Source organism: Falsiroseomonas sp., assembly GCF_030695085.1.
Taxonomy (GTDB): Bacteria; Pseudomonadota; Alphaproteobacteria; order Acetobacterales; family Acetobacteraceae; genus Falsiroseomonas.
Map to the genome: position 1 here is coordinate 1 of NZ_JAUYTS010000010.1, position 18,478 is coordinate 18,478.

At 72.1% G+C, this 18,478-nt stretch carries 15 protein-coding genes; 9 read left to right on the forward strand and 6 right to left on the reverse strand.

All coding sequences use genetic code 11. The annotated features are described in order from the left end of the window. Positions 1–2,492: PAS domain-containing protein (locus tag Q8S40_RS00895; RefSeq protein ID WP_305668922.1), on the reverse strand; the 2,492-nt coding region annotated here is incomplete at its 3' end. A gap of 344 nt (positions 2,493–2,836) precedes the next feature. Between Q8S40_RS00895 and pgi the strand changes: the two genes are divergently transcribed. Then, complete coding sequence (pgi, locus tag Q8S40_RS00900; RefSeq protein WP_305668923.1) at positions 2,837–4,465, forward strand: glucose-6-phosphate isomerase; 1,629 nt, start codon at positions 2,837–2,839, stop codon at positions 4,463–4,465. 9 nt (positions 4,466–4,474) lie between these two features. Here the strand turns inward: pgi and Q8S40_RS00905 are convergent, their stop codons facing one another. Together Q8S40_RS00905 and Q8S40_RS00910 are read right to left on the reverse strand one after the other, a co-directional pair. Further along, positions 4,475–5,137 carry a flagellar hook assembly protein FlgD gene (locus Q8S40_RS00905; protein ID WP_304816095.1) on the reverse strand — a complete coding sequence of 221 codons (663 nt, stop codon included), beginning with the start codon at positions 5,135–5,137 and terminating at the stop codon, positions 4,475–4,477. 13 nt (positions 5,138–5,150) lie between these two features. Continuing rightward, positions 5,151–6,170, reverse strand: coding sequence for a flagellar hook-length control protein FliK (locus tag Q8S40_RS00910; RefSeq protein WP_305668924.1), 1,020 nt, complete (start codon positions 6,168–6,170; stop codon positions 5,151–5,153). Positions 6,171–7,227: 1,057 nt separating this feature from the next. Between Q8S40_RS00910 and Q8S40_RS00915 the strand changes: the two genes are divergently transcribed. From Q8S40_RS00915 to Q8S40_RS00945, 7 genes are all read left to right on the forward strand, one after another. Then, entirely contained in the window at positions 7,228–8,589 is a 1,362-nt protein-coding gene (locus tag Q8S40_RS00915; RefSeq protein WP_305668925.1) for a flagellar hook protein FlgE, read from the forward strand. 7 nt (positions 8,590–8,596) lie between these two features. Next, positions 8,597–10,126 carry a flagellar hook-associated protein FlgK gene (locus Q8S40_RS00920; RefSeq protein WP_305668926.1) on the forward strand — a complete coding sequence of 510 codons (1,530 nt, stop codon included), beginning with the start codon at positions 8,597–8,599 and terminating at the stop codon, positions 10,124–10,126. Positions 10,127–10,168: 42 nt separating this feature from the next. Continuing rightward, on the forward strand, positions 10,169–11,209 hold the full coding sequence (locus Q8S40_RS00925; RefSeq protein ID WP_305668927.1) for a flagellin: 1,041 nt from the start codon (positions 10,169–10,171) through the stop codon (positions 11,207–11,209). Positions 11,210–11,472: 263 nt separating this feature from the next. Then, positions 11,473–11,946 (forward strand): flagellar biosynthesis repressor FlbT, encoded by a 474-nt coding sequence (locus Q8S40_RS00930; protein WP_304816087.1) that lies wholly within the window; start codon positions 11,473–11,475, stop codon positions 11,944–11,946. 205 nt (positions 11,947–12,151) lie between these two features. Next, on the forward strand, positions 12,152–13,342 hold the full coding sequence (locus Q8S40_RS00935) for a flagellin (protein WP_304816085.1): 1,191 nt from the start codon (positions 12,152–12,154) through the stop codon (positions 13,340–13,342). Between the two features lie 65 nt (positions 13,343–13,407). Next, positions 13,408–13,851 carry a flagellar biosynthesis regulator FlaF gene (locus Q8S40_RS00940; protein WP_305668928.1) on the forward strand — a complete coding sequence of 148 codons (444 nt, stop codon included), beginning with the start codon at positions 13,408–13,410 and terminating at the stop codon, positions 13,849–13,851. Between the two features lies 1 nt (position 13,852). After that, positions 13,853–15,139: a DUF1217 domain-containing protein gene (locus tag Q8S40_RS00945; RefSeq protein ID WP_305668929.1), complete on the forward strand. Its 1,287-nt coding sequence runs from the start codon at positions 13,853–13,855 to the stop codon at positions 15,137–15,139. 51 nt (positions 15,140–15,190) lie between these two features. On the opposite strand, the gene Q8S40_RS00950 is transcribed toward Q8S40_RS00945, so the two are convergent. After that, entirely contained in the window at positions 15,191–15,493 is a 303-nt protein-coding gene (locus tag Q8S40_RS00950; protein WP_305668930.1) for a hypothetical protein, read from the reverse strand. Positions 15,494–15,643: 150 nt separating this feature from the next. On the opposite strand from Q8S40_RS00950, the gene Q8S40_RS00955 reads away from it, so the two are divergent. Continuing rightward, entirely contained in the window at positions 15,644–16,702 is a 1,059-nt protein-coding gene (locus tag Q8S40_RS00955; RefSeq protein ID WP_304816081.1) for an AbrB family transcriptional regulator, read from the forward strand. A 62-nt stretch (positions 16,703–16,764) separates the two neighbouring features. Here Q8S40_RS00955 and Q8S40_RS00960 read toward each other — a convergent pair whose 3' ends face one another. Next, the gene (locus Q8S40_RS00960; RefSeq protein ID WP_305668931.1) at positions 16,765–17,823 is read right to left on the reverse strand and encodes a hypothetical protein; all 1,059 of its coding nucleotides are present in this window, start codon (positions 17,821–17,823) and stop codon (positions 16,765–16,767) included. Between the two features lie 52 nt (positions 17,824–17,875). Beyond that, on the reverse strand, positions 17,876–18,391 hold the full coding sequence (locus Q8S40_RS00965) for an adenine phosphoribosyltransferase (protein ID WP_304816100.1): 516 nt from the start codon (positions 18,389–18,391) through the stop codon (positions 17,876–17,878). Positions 18,392–18,478 lie beyond the last annotated feature (87 nt).

The window sequence follows — 18,478 nt, forward strand, 5'->3', positions numbered from 1 at the left end:
AGGCCATGCACCATGGACAGGCCCAGCCCGGTGCCCTGCCCCGGCCCCTTGGTGGAGAAGAACGGCTCGATCGCGCGTTGCAGCGTCGCGGCATCCATGCCGGTGCCGGTATCCTCCACCGCGATCCGCAGGTAGCGGCCCGGCACCAGGCCGGTCGGTGAGGTGGGGTCGGGTGCCTCCCGCGCTTCCAGCCGGATCTGGATGCGCCCGCCCTCCGGCATCGCATCGCGGGCGTTCACCACCAGGTTCATCAGCGCCAGTTCCAGCGCATGCGGATCGACCAGTGCCGGCGGCAGTCCCGCACCGCCCTCCACCGCCAGCTGCACCCGCGGCCCGGCGGACCGGCCGAGCAATTCGCCAAGCCCGGCCAGCAGCTGGCCGAGATCCACCGGGCGCGGGTTCAGATCCTGCCGCCGGGCGAAGGCGAGCAAACGCTGGGTAAGCTGCGCGCCGCGCTCCGCGCCGAGCGTGGCCGAATCCAGGTGGCGCAGGATCTGCGGCGTGGCGGTATCGCCCAGCCGCTTGCGCGCCAGCGCCAGATTGCCCAGCACCGTCATCAGCAGATTGTTGAAATCATGCGCCACGCCGCCGGTCAGGCGGCCCAGCAATTCCATCTTCTGCGCCTCCAGAAGCTGCGCCTGGGCCGCCTTCAGGGCAGAGACGTCGCGCGCCTCCGGCACCAGCAGGGAAACCATGCCATCCTCGTCCCGCACCGGCTTCACCGAGAAGTCGATAGCCAGGGTGGTGCCCCCAGGACCGCGCATCGCCAGTTCGCGGCGTACGAAATGCCCGGCGGCGGCCTGCGCCACGGCGTCCCGCACCGCGGCCCGCAGCGTCGCATCCTCGGGCCACCAGGGGGCGTCCCAATAGGGCCGGCCGACCACATCTCCCGCCGCGACACCGCCCAGTTCCAGCATCGCCCGGTTGGCTTCCAGCAGCGTGCCGTCGGGGGACAGCAGGCCGATGAACTGGAAGGTGGCGTCGAAGATGCCGCGGAACCGCGCCTCACCCTCCCGCAGCCTGGCATTGGCATCGGCCAGCGCGCCGGTGCGTTCGGCAACGCGGCGCTCCAGCGTGGCGTTGGCCTCGGCCAGCGCCTGCGCCTTGCGGCGGCGGTCGGTAACATCCAGCGCGATGCCCAGCAGCCGGCGCGGCTGGCCATCCACGCCGCGCCGCACCTCCGCCCGCACTGCGATCCAGCGTTCGGGCCACCGCCCCGGCGGGCGGTGCGCCAGGCGGAACTCGGCCACCAGCGGCACCTCCCCGCGCACCGCGGCGGTCAGCGCGGCGGCCAGGGCCAGCCGGTCTTCCGCCTGCACGGCGCGCAGTGCGGTGCGTGCGGTGATGCGGCGGCGGGATTGCAGGCCCCATTCGGTGAAGACATCGCCGATCAGCGCCAGCCTTCCATCGCGCAGGTCCCAGTCCCACAACCCGATGCGCCCGGCCTGTTCGGCCAGCCGCAGCCGCGCCTCGCCTTCCTGCACGGAGGCGAGCAACCCCTCGCGTTCCGCCAGGGCGGCGGCGAGCGCGGCGCCACGTTCCTCCGCCGAAAGCCGCGCCGCGCGGCCCCGCCGGTCCGACCGCAGCGCCGCCATCGCCAGCACCCCGGCGAGCGCGGCCGCCAGGGCAAAGATCAGGCCGTTGCGGCGCAGGCGCTGCTGGAAAGGCGCCAGCAGTTGCGCGCGCGACAGCGCGGCGGAGGCGATGACCGGCATCGCCGGCACGCGGCGCCAGGCGAGCAGGCGGATCGTGCCGTCGGCGTCCCGCACTTCGCGCACGCCGGACTCCGCGGCCAGCAAGCTGGGCGCGGCCTCGGTGTTGCCGGCGGCGGCCAGGGGCCAGCGCGCCACCAGCGTGCCATCGACGCGGCTGAGCTGCAGCACGGCCGCCTGGCCCGGGGTCAGGTCCTCCACCACCCGTCCGAATTCCTCCACCGCGATCGCGGCCAGGACGGCGCCGCGGAACTGGCCATCCGCACCCCGTAGCGGCCGCCCCCAGGCGAAATGCCAGCCGCCACCCGGTGCGCCATGCAGCAGGCTGGTGACATGGCTGGCCTCGCCCCGGCGCAGCGGCGGGAAGTAGGGCATGGTGTCCAGCGGCAGGCCGAACAGGCGGCGGTCCAGGCTGCTGGCCACCAGCCGCCCCGTCGCATCCACCACCCAGATCGCCTGCACCTCCGGCGCGCCGGCCGCGATCTCCTCCAGATCGGTCCAGTTCGCGCCACGCAGATCCTCGAGGTTGACGTGGTCGCTCAGGCGGGCGGCGCGGCCGGCGGTCAGTTCCGCGATGCGGAGCAGGCGGTTGGCCTGCTGGGCCAGCAGCGCCGCGGTATTCTCGGCATCCGTCCAGCCCTGGGCCAGCGTGGCGCGGCGGTCCGCCAGGCTCGCCACCAGGAACAGCCAGGCCGCGATCAGCGCGAAGGCGGCCAGACTGAGGGCGAACCATCGCCCCGCACCCCCTGCGTCGCGACCCCGATCTGACGCCACGCTCATCTGTTCCCCTCTGCGGCGCTGGACGCCGCCATGCTCACCTGCCGCCATGCTCACCTGCCGTGGGCCACGGCGGGCCCTGGTGGCCCAGCACCATGATTCCATCATTACCCGAAATGCTCTAACCCCCTGATGGGTCGGAGCCGGAGGGCATTGGAGCCCACCGCGGACCCGAGGATTCACGGGTTACGGACGACGTGCGGGACGTTGCGGCGGCAGACTAGCGCAGAATGGCAGGCCGGATGTTTCCGGATTGTTGCGCGCCGACAATCAGGACGACGCCGCGGCGAAACCGCGCCGGTTTCGCGAGGCCCGCGGGCGCGCGGAAGCAGGATGGGGAGAGAGCAATGACCAAGGCTGGGTGTGCGGCATGGGATGCGGTGGCAACGCTGGCGCGGCAGCCCGGGGCGGCGGGTATCCGGCAACTGCTGGAGGCGGACCCGCAGCGCGCCCGGCGCTTCGGCTTTCGCGCGGCCGGGCTGCTGCTGGACCTGTCCCGCACCTCGCTGACCGACCCGGTGCTGGCGGCGCTGCTGAAACTGGGGGAGGCGCGCGGCGTGGCGCGGTTCCGCGATGCGATGGCGGCGGGCCAGCCGGTGAACGGCACCGAAGGCCGCGCCGCGCTGCACATGGCGCTGCGTGCGCCGGCCGGCGGGTTCCATGTGGGGGATGAGGATGCCTCCGCCACCGTGCGGGGCACGCTGGACGCCATGGCGGGCTTCGTGCGCGGCGTGCATGGCGGGCAGATCCTGGGTGCCGGGGGGGACCGCTTCACCGATGTGGTGAATATCGGCATCGGCGGCTCCGACCTCGGCCCGGCCATGGTGACGCGCGCGCTGTGGCGGGCCGGCATGCCGATGCGGGCGCATTACCTGGCCAATGTCGATGCCCATGCGTGGGAGGCGCTGCGCCCGCAGCTCGACCCGCGGCGCACCCTGGTGCTGGTGGCGTCCAAAACCTTCACGACGCAGGAGACGATGACCAACGCGCAGCTGGTGCGCGACTGGCTGGCGCAAACGCTGGGGGAGGATGCGGTGGCCGCGCATCTGGCGGCGCTGTCCACCAACCTGCCTGCGACCGCCGCCTTCGGCATCGCGCCCGACCGGGTCTTCGGCTTCCGCGACTGGGTCGGCGGGCGGTTCAGCCTGTGGTCCGCGGTCGGGCTGTCCATCGCCCTGGCCTGTGGGCTGGAGGCCTTTGCCGGGCTGCTGGCCGGGGCGCGGGAGATGGACGACCATTTCCTGGCCGCCCCGCCCGAGGCCAACCTGCCGATGCTGCTGGCCGCCACCGAGGTCTGGCATGTGAATTTCCTCGGCTACGGCGCCCGCGCCGTGCTGGCCTATGACGAACGCCTGTCCCGCTTCGCCGCGCATCTGCAGCAGCTGGAGATGGAGAGCCTCGGCAAGCGGGTCACCAATGGCGGGTTGCCGGTGGGCCACGCCACCGGGCCGGTGGTGTTCGGCGAGCCGGGCACCAACGCGCAGCATTCCTTCCTGCAGTTGATCCACCAGGGCAGCACCCCGGTGCCGGTGGATTTCGTGCTGGTGGCGCGGCCGGACCACGCCCACCCGGCCAGCCACCGCATCCTGCTGGCCAATGCGCTGGCCCAGGCGGAGGCGCTGGCGCGCGGGCGGACCGAGGCCGAGGCGCGGGCGGAGATGGCGCGCGCCAAGCTGCCCCCGGAGGAGATCGACCGCCTGGCACCGCACCGGAGCTTCCCCGGCGACCGGCCCAGCAGCAGCATCCTGCTGCCGGCGCTGACACCGGCGACGCTCGGCGCGCTGGTCGCGCTGTATGAGCACAAGGTCGCCTGCCTCGGCGCCTATTGGGACATCAACCCCTTCGACCAATGGGGCGTGGAGCTGGGCAAGCAGCTGGCCGGCGGCATCCTGCCGGCGCTGCAAGGCGGCGCCACCGCCCCGGATGCCGCGACGGCCGCGATGATCGCCGAAATCCAGCGGCTTCAGGCCGGCTGAGCCGGATCGTCAGCCACCCAGGTCGCGCAGCCTGTCGTAGCCGATGTTCAGCCCGCCCATCCGCAGCGTCACCGTGCCGTTGTCGCGCAGCGCGCCGGTGACCTGGCCGGTGACGGTGAAGCCCAGCGGCACGGCGGCACCGGCGCTGTCGCGGCCGCTGACCGTGACGCGATAGAGACCATCCGCGCGCTGCGTGCCCCCGTTATCCTTGCCATCCCAGTTCCACGCCATCGGCGCCGTGCCCAGCGTCACGTCGCTGCTGCGGACCAGCAGGTTGTTGGCATCGCGCACCTCGACCCGGGCCAGCCGGGCGGTGCCGGCGGCGGGCAGGTTCACCGTGGCGCTGCCGGATTGCAGCGGCAGGCGGTCTGTCTCCACCGCGACGCGCCGGCCGACGAGGCTGGCAGCCTCGCCGAGCTGGCTCGCCTGCTGCAGCGCCAGCAACTGCTGCAGGGTGGTGTTGGTGTTGATCTGCTGCTCGACGGTCGAGAACTGCACGAGCTGCTGGGTGAGCTGGTCGGCATCCATCGGCGCGGTCGGGTCCTGGTTCTGCAACTGCGTGGTCAGCAGCTTCAGGAAGGTATTGAGATCGCCCGACAGCCGGGTGCCGGCGGAACCCGCGCCGGCGGTGGCGGTGGTGGCGCCGGTCAGGGAGGTGATCGAACCGCTCATGGGGAATGCTCCGTCAGACTGCGAGGTCGATGAGGCCGGGATGGGCCGTGCGGCGGGGTGGCGGTCCGGGTGAAGCCTTGTCCTGCGCCACCTGGCGTCCGGCCGCGCCGCGCGGCGCCTGGCCCGGCACGGCGCCGGATTGCGCATCCGGGTTGCCCTGGCCCGGATGACCCGGGCCGGAACCGCCCTGGCTCAGGGAGAAGGACAGCACCGGCCCACGCTCACCGAACCCGGCATCGGAGAGGGCGCGCTCCAGGTCCCGCGCATCGCGTTGCAGCAGCGCCAGGGTTTCGGGGCGCTCAGCGGTGACGCGAATGGCCGCCTCGCCACGGCTGCGGTCGATCGCCACCTCGACGCGGCCGAGTTCCACCGGGTCAAGCATCAAGGTCAGGCTGGAATCCGGGCCGAGCGCCAGCGCCACCGCGAAGGGCGCCACCTGCCGCGCCGGCCAGGCCACCGGCACGGGCGGCGCGGCGCGCACCGGCGGGGCCGGGCGGGCCATCAGCTCCGTGATGGCGGGGGTGGCCGGGGCGTCCAGGCGGATGCCAGGCTCGGGGCTGAGACGCTCCGGGGCCGGGCGTTCGGCGGCCTGTGGCCCGGCCGCCCGAGCTGGGGCGGCGCCGTCCATCCCGGCCTCGATGGCCTCCGCCTCCGCCGTGGTGAGAGGATCGGCGACGAGGCTTGGCTCGGTGGCGGGATCGGCGGCCGGGGCCGAGCCAACCGGGGTTGGGCCGACCGGGGCAGGCGCATCACCGGCCACGGCCCGCGCCTGGGCCGAGGCGCCTTGCGGCGGCGGATCCTGGCTGATGGGTGCGGCTGCCGGCTGCGCTGCCGCGGCCAGCACCGGCTGCGTGACGACCGCGCCGGGGGGCGCGGGCGCTGCCGTGGGTGATGAGGCAGCGGCCACAGCCTGGGCCTGACCGGCGACGACCGTGCGCAACCCGTTGGCGACGGCGGGCGGCGGCTGGTCCGGGGCCGGCGGGATGTCCGTGGCCGGCAGCGGGCCGGACGGCAGCGCCGTTTGGGCGGGCACGAGTTGGGCTGACACGGGTTGGGCGGGCCCAGGCAGGGCCGCCGGGGCCGGGGCCGGGACGGGTTGCGCGGCCGGGACCGCTGCGGAAGCGTCCGATGCTGGTGGCGCGGTCTGCGCGCCCGGGAAGCCTCCACCGGGCGAAACCGCATCAGGGAGGATCGGCGCGGGCGGGGCGGGCGTGGGCGAAACCGGTGCCGATGAGGCGGATGCCGCCACTGGCGCGGCGGGTTGCAGCGCCGCAGGTGCTGGCGGTGCCGCAACCGGGAGCCCCGGGGCCGGGAGCGTAGCGGCCGGGACCATTGAGGCCGGGACCATCGAGGCCGGGACCATCGAGGCCGGCGGCACGGCCCCATCCGGCACGGCCGCAACGGTGCTGCCCTTCGCCACCGCGAGCGCCGGCGCCAGGGCCTGATGGGCGCTCCCCTGCGGCGCGATGGGGACCGGAGCTTCCGGCGCGGGCGGCGAGGCGGCCTGCGGGCCGATCATCCGCGGCGAATCCGTGGCCTCGCCGGACAGCGCGGCGGCGGCGGCGGCAGAAGCTGGCGGCTCCGCCGCGTCGGGCAGCTCCATCGGTGCAGGGACAGGAATCGGCTCGCCCACGGCGGGATCGATCCCCGGCAGGGCCGGCGTCACGGCCTCCTGCCCCGTTGGCGGAGCCGGCCCAATCTCGGCTGGCCCGATCTCGGCTGGGCCGGCCTCGGTTGACCCGGCCTCGTCCTCCGCCGGCTGCGGCCAGCCGGCCGCCGCCCCCATGGCGCGCTCGAACAGCGCCGCGAAGCCGCCGCTGGCACCTGGCGGGGCGCCGATGGCGGCGGCGTGGGGCGCCTGGGGTGACCGGGTGGCGGGCTGGATCTCCATGGCCGGCGACAGGGCAACCAACGTGCCAGCCCAGGGGCCGTCGCGCCCGGCAGGGAAGGGCCAGGCCACGGCAGGTTTTGCCCCCTCCCGGCAGGACCCGCCGTGCCCAGGGCCGCATGGGCTGGCACGCGGGTTGCGTTTCAGCCGGCGAACCCCTCGCGGCGCCACCGGCCGCCCGACCCATCGGAGACCTCGCCCCATGTCGCTGCTCGGCTCGATGACCACCGCGATCAGCGGTCTTTCCGCCCAGGCGCGGGCGCTTGGGCATGTGTCCGACAATGTCGCCAACAGCCAGACCGTCGGCTTCAAGCGGGTCGATACCAATTTCACCAGCTGGCTCACCCGGTCGAACCTGCGGCTGCACATGCCGGGCTCGGTGGAGGCGCGGCCCGACTACACCAACACCATCCAGGGCACGGTGGAGCAGGTGGAGAACCCGCTGGCCATGGCGATTGCCGGCCAGGGCTTCTTTTCCGTGGCACAGGCGCGCGGCGGCCAGGGCGACAATGTGGTGTTCGACGACCGGCAGTTCTTCACCCGCGCCGGCGATTTCGCGATGGACCGCGACGGCTACATGGTGAACGGCTCCGGCTACTACCTGGAGGGCTGGCAGATCCAGCAGAATGGCGAGCCCGACCGCACCAGGCTCGCCCCGATCCGGATCAGCGAGCTGGTCTACAACCCGCAGCCCACCACCAGCATCGGGCTGGCGGCGAACCTGCCGGCAAATGTGCCGACGGTGGCTGCCATCCCGGCCGCCGCGCCCTGGGCACCGGCGGAGGCGCCGGTCAGCAGCGTCATTCAGATCTTCGACGCGCTCGGCAATCAGCAGCAGGTGACGCTGGATTGGTGGCGGCTGGATGTGGATACCTGGCGGCTTCGCATCACGCCGGATGGCGACACCCTCGCACCGGCCGACGGCATCTTCGCCGACATCGACTTCGGCGGGCAGATCACCGCAGGGCCGCCCGTGGTGAATGCGCCGGCGGGCACCATCGCCGCCATCATCCCGCTCAGCGCCACCACCGGCACCGTGCCGACCGCGGCCGGCGAGACAGCCTCGATCGGCTTCACCGCCAATTACGGCTTCGGCAACCAGACGGTTTCGCTGGGCCTGGGCGGCTTCGGCCTGCCGACCGGGCTGACCAGCTATTCCGGCACGGAATACAGCGTGCGCGACCTGCGCCAGGATGGCGTGCCGCTCGGCGCCTATTCCGGCGTGACGGTGCGGGAGAATGGCGACGTCGCGGTGAACTACGACAATGGCCAGACGCGCATCGTGGCGCGTGTGCCGGTTGTCGCCTTCAACGACCCGGACAAGCTGCAGCGGCTGGACGGCCAGGCCTTCATGCGCACGGTGGAAAGCGGCGAGGCGCGGGTGACGGATGCGGCGACGAATGGCGTCGGCAAGCTGGTCACCGGCTCCATCGAACGCTCCAACGTCGATATCGCGGCTGAATTCTCCAAGCTGATCCTGGCCCAGCGCGCCTATACCTCGAACACCCGGATCGTGACCGCGGCGGATGAGATGCTGCAGGACACGATCAACATGAAGCGGTGACGGGTAGATGAGCCTCGACCTCGCGCTCTCCGTCGCCACCAGCGGGCTGCGCCTGCTGGACCGCCAGATGGCACGGGCGGCGGATGACATCGCCAATGCCGGCACGCTGGGCCACACGCGCAAATCGCTGGAGGGCAACGCGCTCACCGTCGCCGGCGCCGGGCAGGGCGTGCGGGCGAATGTCATCACGCGCGATGTCGACCTGGCCGTGCTGGCGGCGCTGCAGCGCTCCGGTGGCGATGCCGCGGCGGCCGGGCTGCGCGAACGCCTGCTCGGCGGGATCGAGGCCGCGCATGGCACGCCGGAGCTGGGTGACAGCCTGGGCGGGCTGATCTCCGGCCTGCAATCCGCCTTCATCGAATTGCGCGAGGCACCGGCCGATGCGGTGCGCCGCAGCGCGGTGGTGACGGAAGCGCACACGCTGGCCGGCCGGCTGAACCAGGTCTCGGACGCGATTGGCGTGGCGCGGCAGGGCGCGCATGATGCGCTGCGGGCGGAGGTGGCGGCGGTGAATGCCGGGCTGTCCGAAGTGGCGCGGCTGAACAGCGTGATCAAGCGCGAACTCGCCGCCGGCCGCAGCGTCGCCGCGTTGGAGGATGAGCGGGACCTCGCGATCGGCGCGCTGGCCGGTTCGCTCGACCTGTCGGTGATCCGCGGCAGCGCGGGCGATGTCACGCTGGTGGCACGCGGCGGCATCGTGCTGCCGCTGGTGCAGGGCAGCACGCCCTTCTCACTGGCCGATGCCACGGTGGGCACCGGCGCCTTCCATGGCGGCGCCGGCACGCTGCCGGGCGTGATGCTGAACGGACGCGACGTGACGCGCCAATTGGCCGGCGGGCGCATGGGTGCGGCGGCGGAGCTGCGCGACGCGACGCTGCCGCGGATGCAGGCGGAGCTGGATGTGGCGGCGTCCCAGATCGCGCACCGGCTGGAACAGCAGGGGCTGCGGCTGTTCACCGATGCGGCCGGCACCGTGCCCGATCCCACCCTGCCCTATGCCGGCAGCACCATGGTCGGCTTCGCCGGCGCGATACGGGTGAATGCGGCGGTGGCTGCCGACCCCTCGCTGCTGCGCGACGGCACGCATGATGTGGTGGGCGACCCGGCCGGCCCCAGCGCCTTCACCACCAACCCGCCCACCGGCCCGGCCGGCTTCGCCACGCTGCTGGACCGGGTGCTGGATTTCAGCTTCGGCGCGGAACAGGCCACCGGCGTGGCGCAGCCGGGCTTCGCCACCGGCGGGCTCGGGCCGGATGGCACGCTGTCCTCCCCGCTATCGGGGTTGCGGACGCTGGCGGGCTACGGCGCGGCCCTGGTTGCCGAACAGACCGGCGCCCGCGCCGCGGCGACGGAGGCCGTGGGCCGCGCGACCAGCCTCGGCGAATTGCTGACCGGGCGGATCAACGCGCGCTCCGGCGTCGATGTCGATGCGGAGGTCGCTGCGATGGTGCAGCTGCAGACCGCCTATGGCGTCAATGCGCGCGTGATTTCCACCATCCAGGCGATGTGGGATTCTTTGTTCAACGCGGTCCGCTGACCGATGTTCAACCCGGTCCACTGACCGAGGGGAGGCCAGGCCATGTCCATCATCGGCAGCATCGGCAATCTCGCGGTGGACCAGGCGGCGCTGCGGCTGCGGCTGGATACCGCCTCCCGCCAGGTCTCCACCGGACAGAAGGCCCAGGTTTACGGCGATCTGCGGCCGGAGGCGCGGCGCGCCATCGACCTGCGCGGCGAGGTGGCGCGGCGCGAGGCCTATGCCAACGCAGCCGACCGCGCGCTGGCCCGCGCCGACGCCACGCAGACCGTGCTGGGCCGCCTGCAGGAGATTGCTGCCACCGTGGGGGCGGAGGCATTGCGCGCCAAGACCATGGCCACGACCGGCGCCGAGGCCCTGGCGCGCACCGCCGCCGCGGCGCTGGCGGAGGTGGCGGCGCTGCTGAATACGCGGCATGGCGGCGAATACCTGTTCGGCGGCTCCGACGTGACCGCGCCACCGGTGCCGGATGCCGAGAATGTGACCACCGGCCCGATGGCCACCGCCATCACCGCCTCCGTCGCCACGCTGGACGCCACCAATGCCGCGACCGTGCTGGCGGATACCGTGACGGCGGCGACCGATGCCGCCACCTCGCCCTTTTCCGCCTTCCTGGAAGGTGCCGGGACGACGGAGGCAACGCGCGCGGTGCAGGTGGCGGATGGTGAGCGTGTGCAGATCGGCGTCTTCGCCAATCGCGGCCAGGATGGCGAGGTGGTAGCCAGCTGGGGTCGCGAATTGCTGCGAAACCTGGCGGTGATGGCCGCGGTGACGCCGGCGCTGGCGGCGGAGGGCGGCGGCTGGTCCGGGCTGATGGACAGCGTCGCCAGCGCGATGGGCGTGGCGGCGACCAGCCTGGCCAATGAGCAGGCGATGCTGGGTGCCGCACAGCAGCGAATCGGCGCGGTCAGTGACCGGCACCAGGACACGCTGGTGGCGCTGCGGACGCAGCTCGGTTCGGTGGAGGAGGTGGACCTGGCGCAGGCCGCGGCCGAGATGAGCCTGCTCAAGCTGCGGCTGGAGGCCTCCTATGAGGCGACGGGCATGTTGTCCCGCCTCTCGCTCGCGGCGCTGCTGCGCTGATGGGGTCCCGCTCGCCGCCCGGATCTTCGGCATCCGGTTCTTCGACAACCGGCCTTCAACCCTGGTTAATGCCGATGCGCCATGATGCAGGGGCGTGGCGTGGACCAGAATGGGACGGGGCCGCACCACGCATCCTCGGAGGATCGAGCCCGTGGCGCAGGCCGCGTGGTGGCGAAGAATTCGCGAAGGTCGGCATTCGCCGGCACCCCGGAATGGCGGAGTTACTACCCCCGCCGCCATGCCGACAGACTTGGGAGAGTGGCATGTCCACGTTGGTGCTCGAGATGCGGGCTGGCGAGTTGATGGTGGTGAACGGCGCCTCGCTGCGTTTCCGCAGCCGGACCCGGGTCGAACTGGTGGCGAAGGCGCGGTTCCTGTTCGGCAAGCAGGTGATGTCGCCCGAAGGGGCGAACACGCCCTCGCGCCGGATCTATTTCGCGCTGCAATGCGCCTATGTCGGGCCGGAGGAGGAGCGTGAGGCGGCGATGGCCGACGCACACCGCCTGGTGGCCGAATTCCAGGAGGCGACGACCTCCGACATGGCGCGGCAGTTGCTGGAGCGTTCGCTGGCCTTGGCCGAGCAGGATGAGTGGTACCAGGCGCTGCGCCTGGTACGCCATGTGATGCGGCATGAGGCGACGGTGCTGGGGCTGGATGTGCAGACCGGCCTTCCCATGCCGGTGGCAGGGCTTGCCGCGGCCGCCGCGCAGGCGGCGATGCGGCCGCATCTGGACTGAGTTTTTCGCGAATTTCCTGCCCCGGCGGCGCCGGGCTTTACCGCCCGTTCATGCCGGCGGGGGCAGGATGCCAGGGAAGGTCCACAAGCTTCGGACCTCTGACCGATGTGGATGACGCCGCAGAAGGCGCAGCCCCACCGGTCCCGCGGGTGGGAGGCAAAATGCCGGCCCGCACGCGGAACGCCTTTCGAAGGAGATGGGGACAATGTCCTCCGTCAACACCAATGCCGCCGCCATGGCGGCGATCCGCTCGCTGAACAACATCGGCAAGGACCTGGGCAAGACCCAGCAGCGTATCGAGACCAACCTGCGGATCAGCCGCGCCGATGACGACCCCGCGGTGTTCGCCATCGCGCAGAACATGCGCGCCGACCTCAACGGCATGACGGCGGTGAAGGACAGCCTGAAGTTCGGCAAATCCGCCCTGACCGTGGCGCGTGACGCGGCGACGCAGATCTCGGACGAGCTGGGCCGGCTGAAGCAGACCATGACCCAGGGCCAGCAGCAGGGCCTGGATGCGGAGCAGATCAACAACCAGATCACCAATGCGCTGCAGAACATCGACGCCTTCGCGAAATCCGCCACCTTCAACGGCGTGAACCTGCTGACCAACGGCCTGACCGTCGATGGCGTGACCAACACTTCGGTCGACATCGTCCGCGACATCATGGGCTCGGTCACCAGCGTCGCCGGCACGGACAGCACCTCGGCTGGCCTCAACATGAACGGCCTGTCGGTCACGACGGCCGCGCGGACCATCACCTTCGACGACACGCTGGCGCCGGCCAATGGCGAGGTGCTGACCGTCACCGTGCAGCGTGACCTGGACGGCGACCCGACCACGGCGCTGGAAGACGTGGATCTGGTGTTCGAGTTCAGCGACGGCACCGGTGCGCTGGGCACCACGCCGGACCCGAACACCCGCGTCTTCGACGTGCAGTTCGAGGCGACTGACAGCCCGCTGACGCGCGTGACCGCGCTGATCACCCGCATGAAGGAAGCCGGGCTCGATGCCGGGCTGAACAGCAAGGGTGAGCTGTATATCCGCGGCGCGACGCAGGACGTGACCACGGATATCACCGGTGCGACGGTGGAAGCCGCCCCGGCGGCCGGCACCGGCCAGAAGGAGGCGATCGCGATCGTCGAGGGCGCCATCGACCTGATGGGCACGCGCCTGGCCAATCTCGGCGCCAATATCCGCCAGGTCGATGGCCTGACGACCTTCACCACGCAGCTGAACGACTCGATCAAGGAAGGCCTCGGCGCGCTGGTCGATGCGGACCTCGCGGAGGAAAGCGCGCGGCTGACCAGCCTGCAGACCAAGCAGCAGCTGGCGACGCAGTCGCTGTCCATCGCCAACCAGCAGAGCCAGTCGCTGCTCAGCCTGTTCCGATAAGCCCGAGCCGGGCGCCCTGGCGTTGATGCCGGGGCGCCCGCGCACATTCCCGCGCCGGAGGATCCATGAGCGCTTCGCGCTACGCCGCCACCCAGAACGCCGTCGCCTCCCCCCGCGAAATCGAATTGCGCGCCTTCCGCTTCGTCAACGGGCTGATGGCGGGCGCGACCGATACGCGCACGCGTGCCGTGGCGCTGGAGAAGGTGCACCGGCTGTGGTCGATCCTGATGAACGACCTCGGCTCACCCGGCAACGCCTTGCCGGCGGAGTTGCGCGGGCGGCTGATCTCGCTCGGCATCTGGGCGCAGAGGGAAACCGATCTGCGGCTGGATGATGGCGGCAGCCTGGAGCCGCTGATGGCGCTGCATCGCGACATGATCGAGGCGCTGGAGGCGCAACGCGGCCTCCCCGCCCCTTCCCGGCCCGGTATTGCGGCGCCGGGTATTGCGGCGCCCGGTATTGCGGCGTCCGCGATTGCGCCGCCGGCCTTCGCAGCCCGGGTCGCCTGAGATGCTGCCCGGCCTCGGCGCGCTGACCGCCCTGGTCGTGGCCCAGCGCGAGGGGGCCGGTCTGCAGGCGCGCTTCAGTGCCCGGCGCGACAATGAGGCGGCGATGACCCGCTTCCGCGAGGCCGCGTCCCAGCACAAGGATGTGGAATCCCTGCTGAAGGACCGCCGCACGCTCCAGGTGATGCTGGAGGCCTTCCAGCTTGAGGGCGAGATCGACAAGCGCGGCATCCTGCGCAAGATCCTGACGGAAGACCCCGCCGCGCAGGGCAGCCTGGCCAACCGGCTGACCGACCGGCGCTGGCGCGAATTGGCGCGGACCTTTGCGGGGCGCGAGGCCTCGACCCAGACGACTGCCGAAATCGCCGCGCTTTCCACCGCGGCCGTGGGCGAGATGTCGCTCGCCCGCGTGGCAGGGCTGGATGCGGACCAGGTGAAGGCGCTGACCACGGCGCAGGTGCGCGTGCTGGATGCGGCGCAAATCCGCGCCATCGGCAGCAGCGAGATCGCGGCGCTGGATGTGGCGGATGTGCGCGCGCTGAATACGGAACAGGTCGCGGCGCTGCGGCCTTCCCAGCTTGCCGCCTTCAGCGCGGGGCAGCTTGCCGCCATCGATGCCACGGCCTTCGCGAAGCTGGGCGTGGCGCAGTTGCGTGCGCTGAGCACGACGCAGATGGCAGCGTTGGGCAACGACCAGCTCGCGGCCCTCGGCACCGAGCAGCTCGCCGCCTTTTCCGGCAGCCAGGCGCGGGCCTTGCAGGAAACGCAGCGCGCGGCGCTGACCACGGCGCAGCTGCGCGCGCTCGGTACCTCCGGCCCGCCCACGGCGACGGAGGAGGCAGCGGCGGCGGCGCTTGAGGTGCGAAGCCCCTTCGAGGATGCGGCGCTGCTCGACCGGGTCGTCGCCGATGCGATGACCAATCGCTACGAGAAAGCCATGGGCGACGGCAATGCCGGGTTGCGGGAAGCGCTGTACTTCATCCGCAACGCGGCGAAGATCACCACCATCGCGGAGCTGATGACCGACAAGGCGATGACCGCGGTGGTGCGCGGTGCGTTGAGCCTGCCGGACAGCTTCGGCGTGCTGGAATTCGAGCAGCAGAAGCGCATCCTGACGGCGCGGGTAGATCTGGGCGCGCTGCAGGACCCGAAGGCGGTGGCAAAGCTGGCGCAGCGCTACCTGGCGCTGGCGGCGCCCTCGCAAGCCGCGAGCAACCCGATCCTGGCGCTGTTCGGTGGCGACGGCGGCGGCTCCTTCGACAACCTGATCGGTATTTCCCTGCGGGCCTGAGGGCCGCGCGGCCGCGCATCCGGGCCCCGATGGCCCGCCGGCATTGCCGCCTCAGCCGCTGACATCGACCTTGGGGTCCGAGGCGGGCAGCGGCGGGTTGCGGTAGGCGTCGATCTCACGCGGTGTCGGGATGGACTGGCGCAGTTCCCCATCCGGGCCGCGAAACTCCAGCACGACCAGGCTCAGCGAGGTGTCTATGCGAAGCTGGGTCGAAGGCGCCGGGGCGGTGGGCGGCGGCCCGGCCAGCGGAATGGCGGGGGACGTGCCTGCCGCCGGGGGGGCGGAGGCGGGCAGGTTGCGCGGCGAATCCGTTGCGGTGCGTAGCGCCGCGACGGGCATGGTGGCGCTGAGCATGACGGGACCCCGCAAAAATATGAGACAACGCCTCATCTAGCGCGACATCCGTTAAGCAAGCCTGAATCCCCATGCACCGAAACCTTCCCATGCGGGGTTTGACCCGGGCGGCATGCGGGCCGATGCTGTGGTGCACAAGACAGCGGTCCCGTGACGAGCACTCCCGCCCCCTCCCCGCCCCTTTCCGCCCATCTGCTGACAGCCCTGGTGGCCACGGGGGGTGGCGCGATTGCCTGGTTGCTGAACATTCCGCTGCCCTGGATGCTGGGCGCCATGGCGGCCACCGGCGCGCTGGCCTGGAATGACCGCGCCGCGGTGGCCGCGCCGGTGCGGCCCATCGCGCTGCTCTGCCTCGGCCTCGGCCTGGGGCAGACCTTCACCACGCCCGTGCTGGCCGCCCTCGCCACGGCGCTGCCCTGGCTGGTGGTGGCGGCGGTCGTCAGCATCATCGTCGGCGCGCTGGTCGCGCGATTCTTCGCCCGCATGGCCGGCACGGATGCCCGCACCGGCTATTTCTCCGCCGTGCCGGGTGGTGTCATCGTCATGGCGGTGCTGGCGCAGCGCTACGGGGTTTCCGTGCCGTCGGTGACGCTGGCGCAGACCATCCGTGTGATGGTGGTGGTGGTGATCTTTCCGCCGCTGATCACCTGGCTGGCGCCGCGCGGCGGGGCCGGTGCCTTCTTCGCGGAACGGCCGGCCGTGGACCTGGTTGGGCTGGCGGTGCTGATTGCGGCGGGGCTGGGCGTGGCGCTGCTGATCCGCATGCTGAACCTGGCGAATCCCTGGATGCTCGGCCCCTGCGCGCTGGTCATCGCGCTCTCGGCCTTTGAGATGCTGCCCTCGGGCGTGCCGCTGTGGATGATCGATGCGGCGCAGGTCGGCATGGGGGCGGGGCTCGGCCAGCGGATGAGCAAGCGCTTCCTGCTGGCGTCCCGCCGCCTGGCACTGGCCTCGGTCGGCTCCACCCTGATCCTGTCGGCGCTGATGGCGGCGCTCGGCATCGGCCTCGGGCTGATCTCGGGCCTGCCGCCGGCGGCTTCGGTGCTGGGCATGGCACCGGGCGGGATGCCGGAGATGACCATCACCGCCAAGGCGCTGGATCTGGCGGTGCCACTGGTGCTGGGCTTCCACCTGGTCCGCACCGTGGTGTGCAACCTGCTGGTCGGCCCGGTCTGGAAGGTGGCGGAACGGCTGGGGCTGGACCGGTAGGGGGTGACCGGTAGGCGGTGACCGGTAGGCTGTGACCGGTAGGCTGTGATCGGCAGGTTGCGTCAGCTCGACCGGTAGTTCAGCCGCCGCAGCAGCCACAGCCGGTAGGCCAGCGCCACATCCGGCGGTGGGCACAGCGTGCCGAGCAGCAGCGTCGCCTCAGCCGGACCGATGCGGCGTGCGCCGGCTTCCGGTGCATCCGGCGCTTCCTCCGGCCAGTTGCGCGCCGCGCCGCGCCACAGCGCCACGACATCAGCCGGGGTCAGCGCCGGCAGCACCAGCAGCGCCTGGGCGCGCAGTGCCGCGGCGGCGGCGCGGGCGGCGGTGAGCAGGTCCGGCTGCGCCGGGTCCGGCAGCAATTCACCAAGTGCCGGAACCCTGGGCAGCGCGGGGTCGCGCGCATTGCCCGCGCCATCGAAGGCAAAGACCGGGATGAGGCCAAGCTCGGCGGCGCGAGCCTCCGCCCGCGTGCCGGACAGCACCAGCCCATCCGCCGCCGCCTGGCGCACCGCCGCTTCTGTCGCGGCATGGCGGCGGGTGCTGTCGGCGGGCGGACAGAAAACCGGCACATTGGCGCGACCCAGCAGATCCAGCGCCAGCAGCGCGGCCACCTCCGGCGCCGCGGCGGAGGGCACGGCGATGCGCAGCGGCGCGTTCAACGGCGCATCCGGGCGCAGCGCCAGCAGGCAGGGCTGCACGCTGCCGCAGATGCCGGGCCAGTGGCGCGGTTCGTAGCGTGCCCTGCTGTCGCCCACCAACTGCGCCTGCACCGCCAATCCGGGCAGCAGCAGCAGCACCGGCCCATCGCGCAAGGTGGAGGAGGCGAAGCGGTTGGCCGCGGTGATGCCATCCGGCCCGCCCAGCACCGAGACCCGCAGCGCCGCGGCCCGCACCAGGCCGCGCGCCAGCGCGCCCGCGGCGCGGGTGGCCAGCAGCTCCGCCATGCCGCCATCCGGTCCAGGTGCCAGCACGGTGACGGATTCCGGCACCAGGCTTGTGGTGGCGCGGCCGCAACCCGGCCACGCCAAGGCCGCGAGCGCCGTGGCCGACAGCAATCGGCAGGCTGCCCGGCGAGTCGGGCGGAATTGTCCCATCCCTGCGGCGTCCATCTCGAGGTCCACCTAGCCGCCCGAATGGGGCAGAAACGTGGCAATGGCGCGCCGCGATCCCGCGCTAGCTGTCGTAGCGCACCAGCGACTCGAAGGGCACGTCGATGCGCGCGCGGCCGCCGAGGAAGGTCAGTTCGATCAGCGTGGCCGCGCAGGGCACCTCCGCCCCCGCCTGGCGCAGCAGGGAAATGCCGGCGGCCAGCGTGCCGCCGGTGGCCAGCAGATCGTCCAGCACCACGACGCGGCTGCCCTTCTGCACGGCGTCCGCCTGCATCTCGATACGGTCCGTGCCGTATTCCAGCGCGTAGTTCAGGCCGATGGTCAGGCCCGGCAGCTTGCGCGGCTTGCGCAGCATGACGAAGCCGAGACCCAGTTCCAGCGCCAGCGGGGCGGCCACCAGGAAGCCGCGGCTTTCAATGCCGGCCAGCATATCCGGCTTGTGCGGGCGGATCACATCCGCCAGGCGCGCCATGGCGGTGCGCCAGGCGGTGCCGTGCCGCAGCAGGGTCGAGATGTCATAGAACAGGATGCCGGGCTTCGGGAAATCCGGAATGCCGCGGATATGGTCCTTGAGGTCGATGTTGGGATCGACGGCGAGGCGGTCTGGATTGGGATCGGCCATGCTGCGGGTCGCGTGCTCCTGCCGCGGCGCGATGCGCCGGGCCAC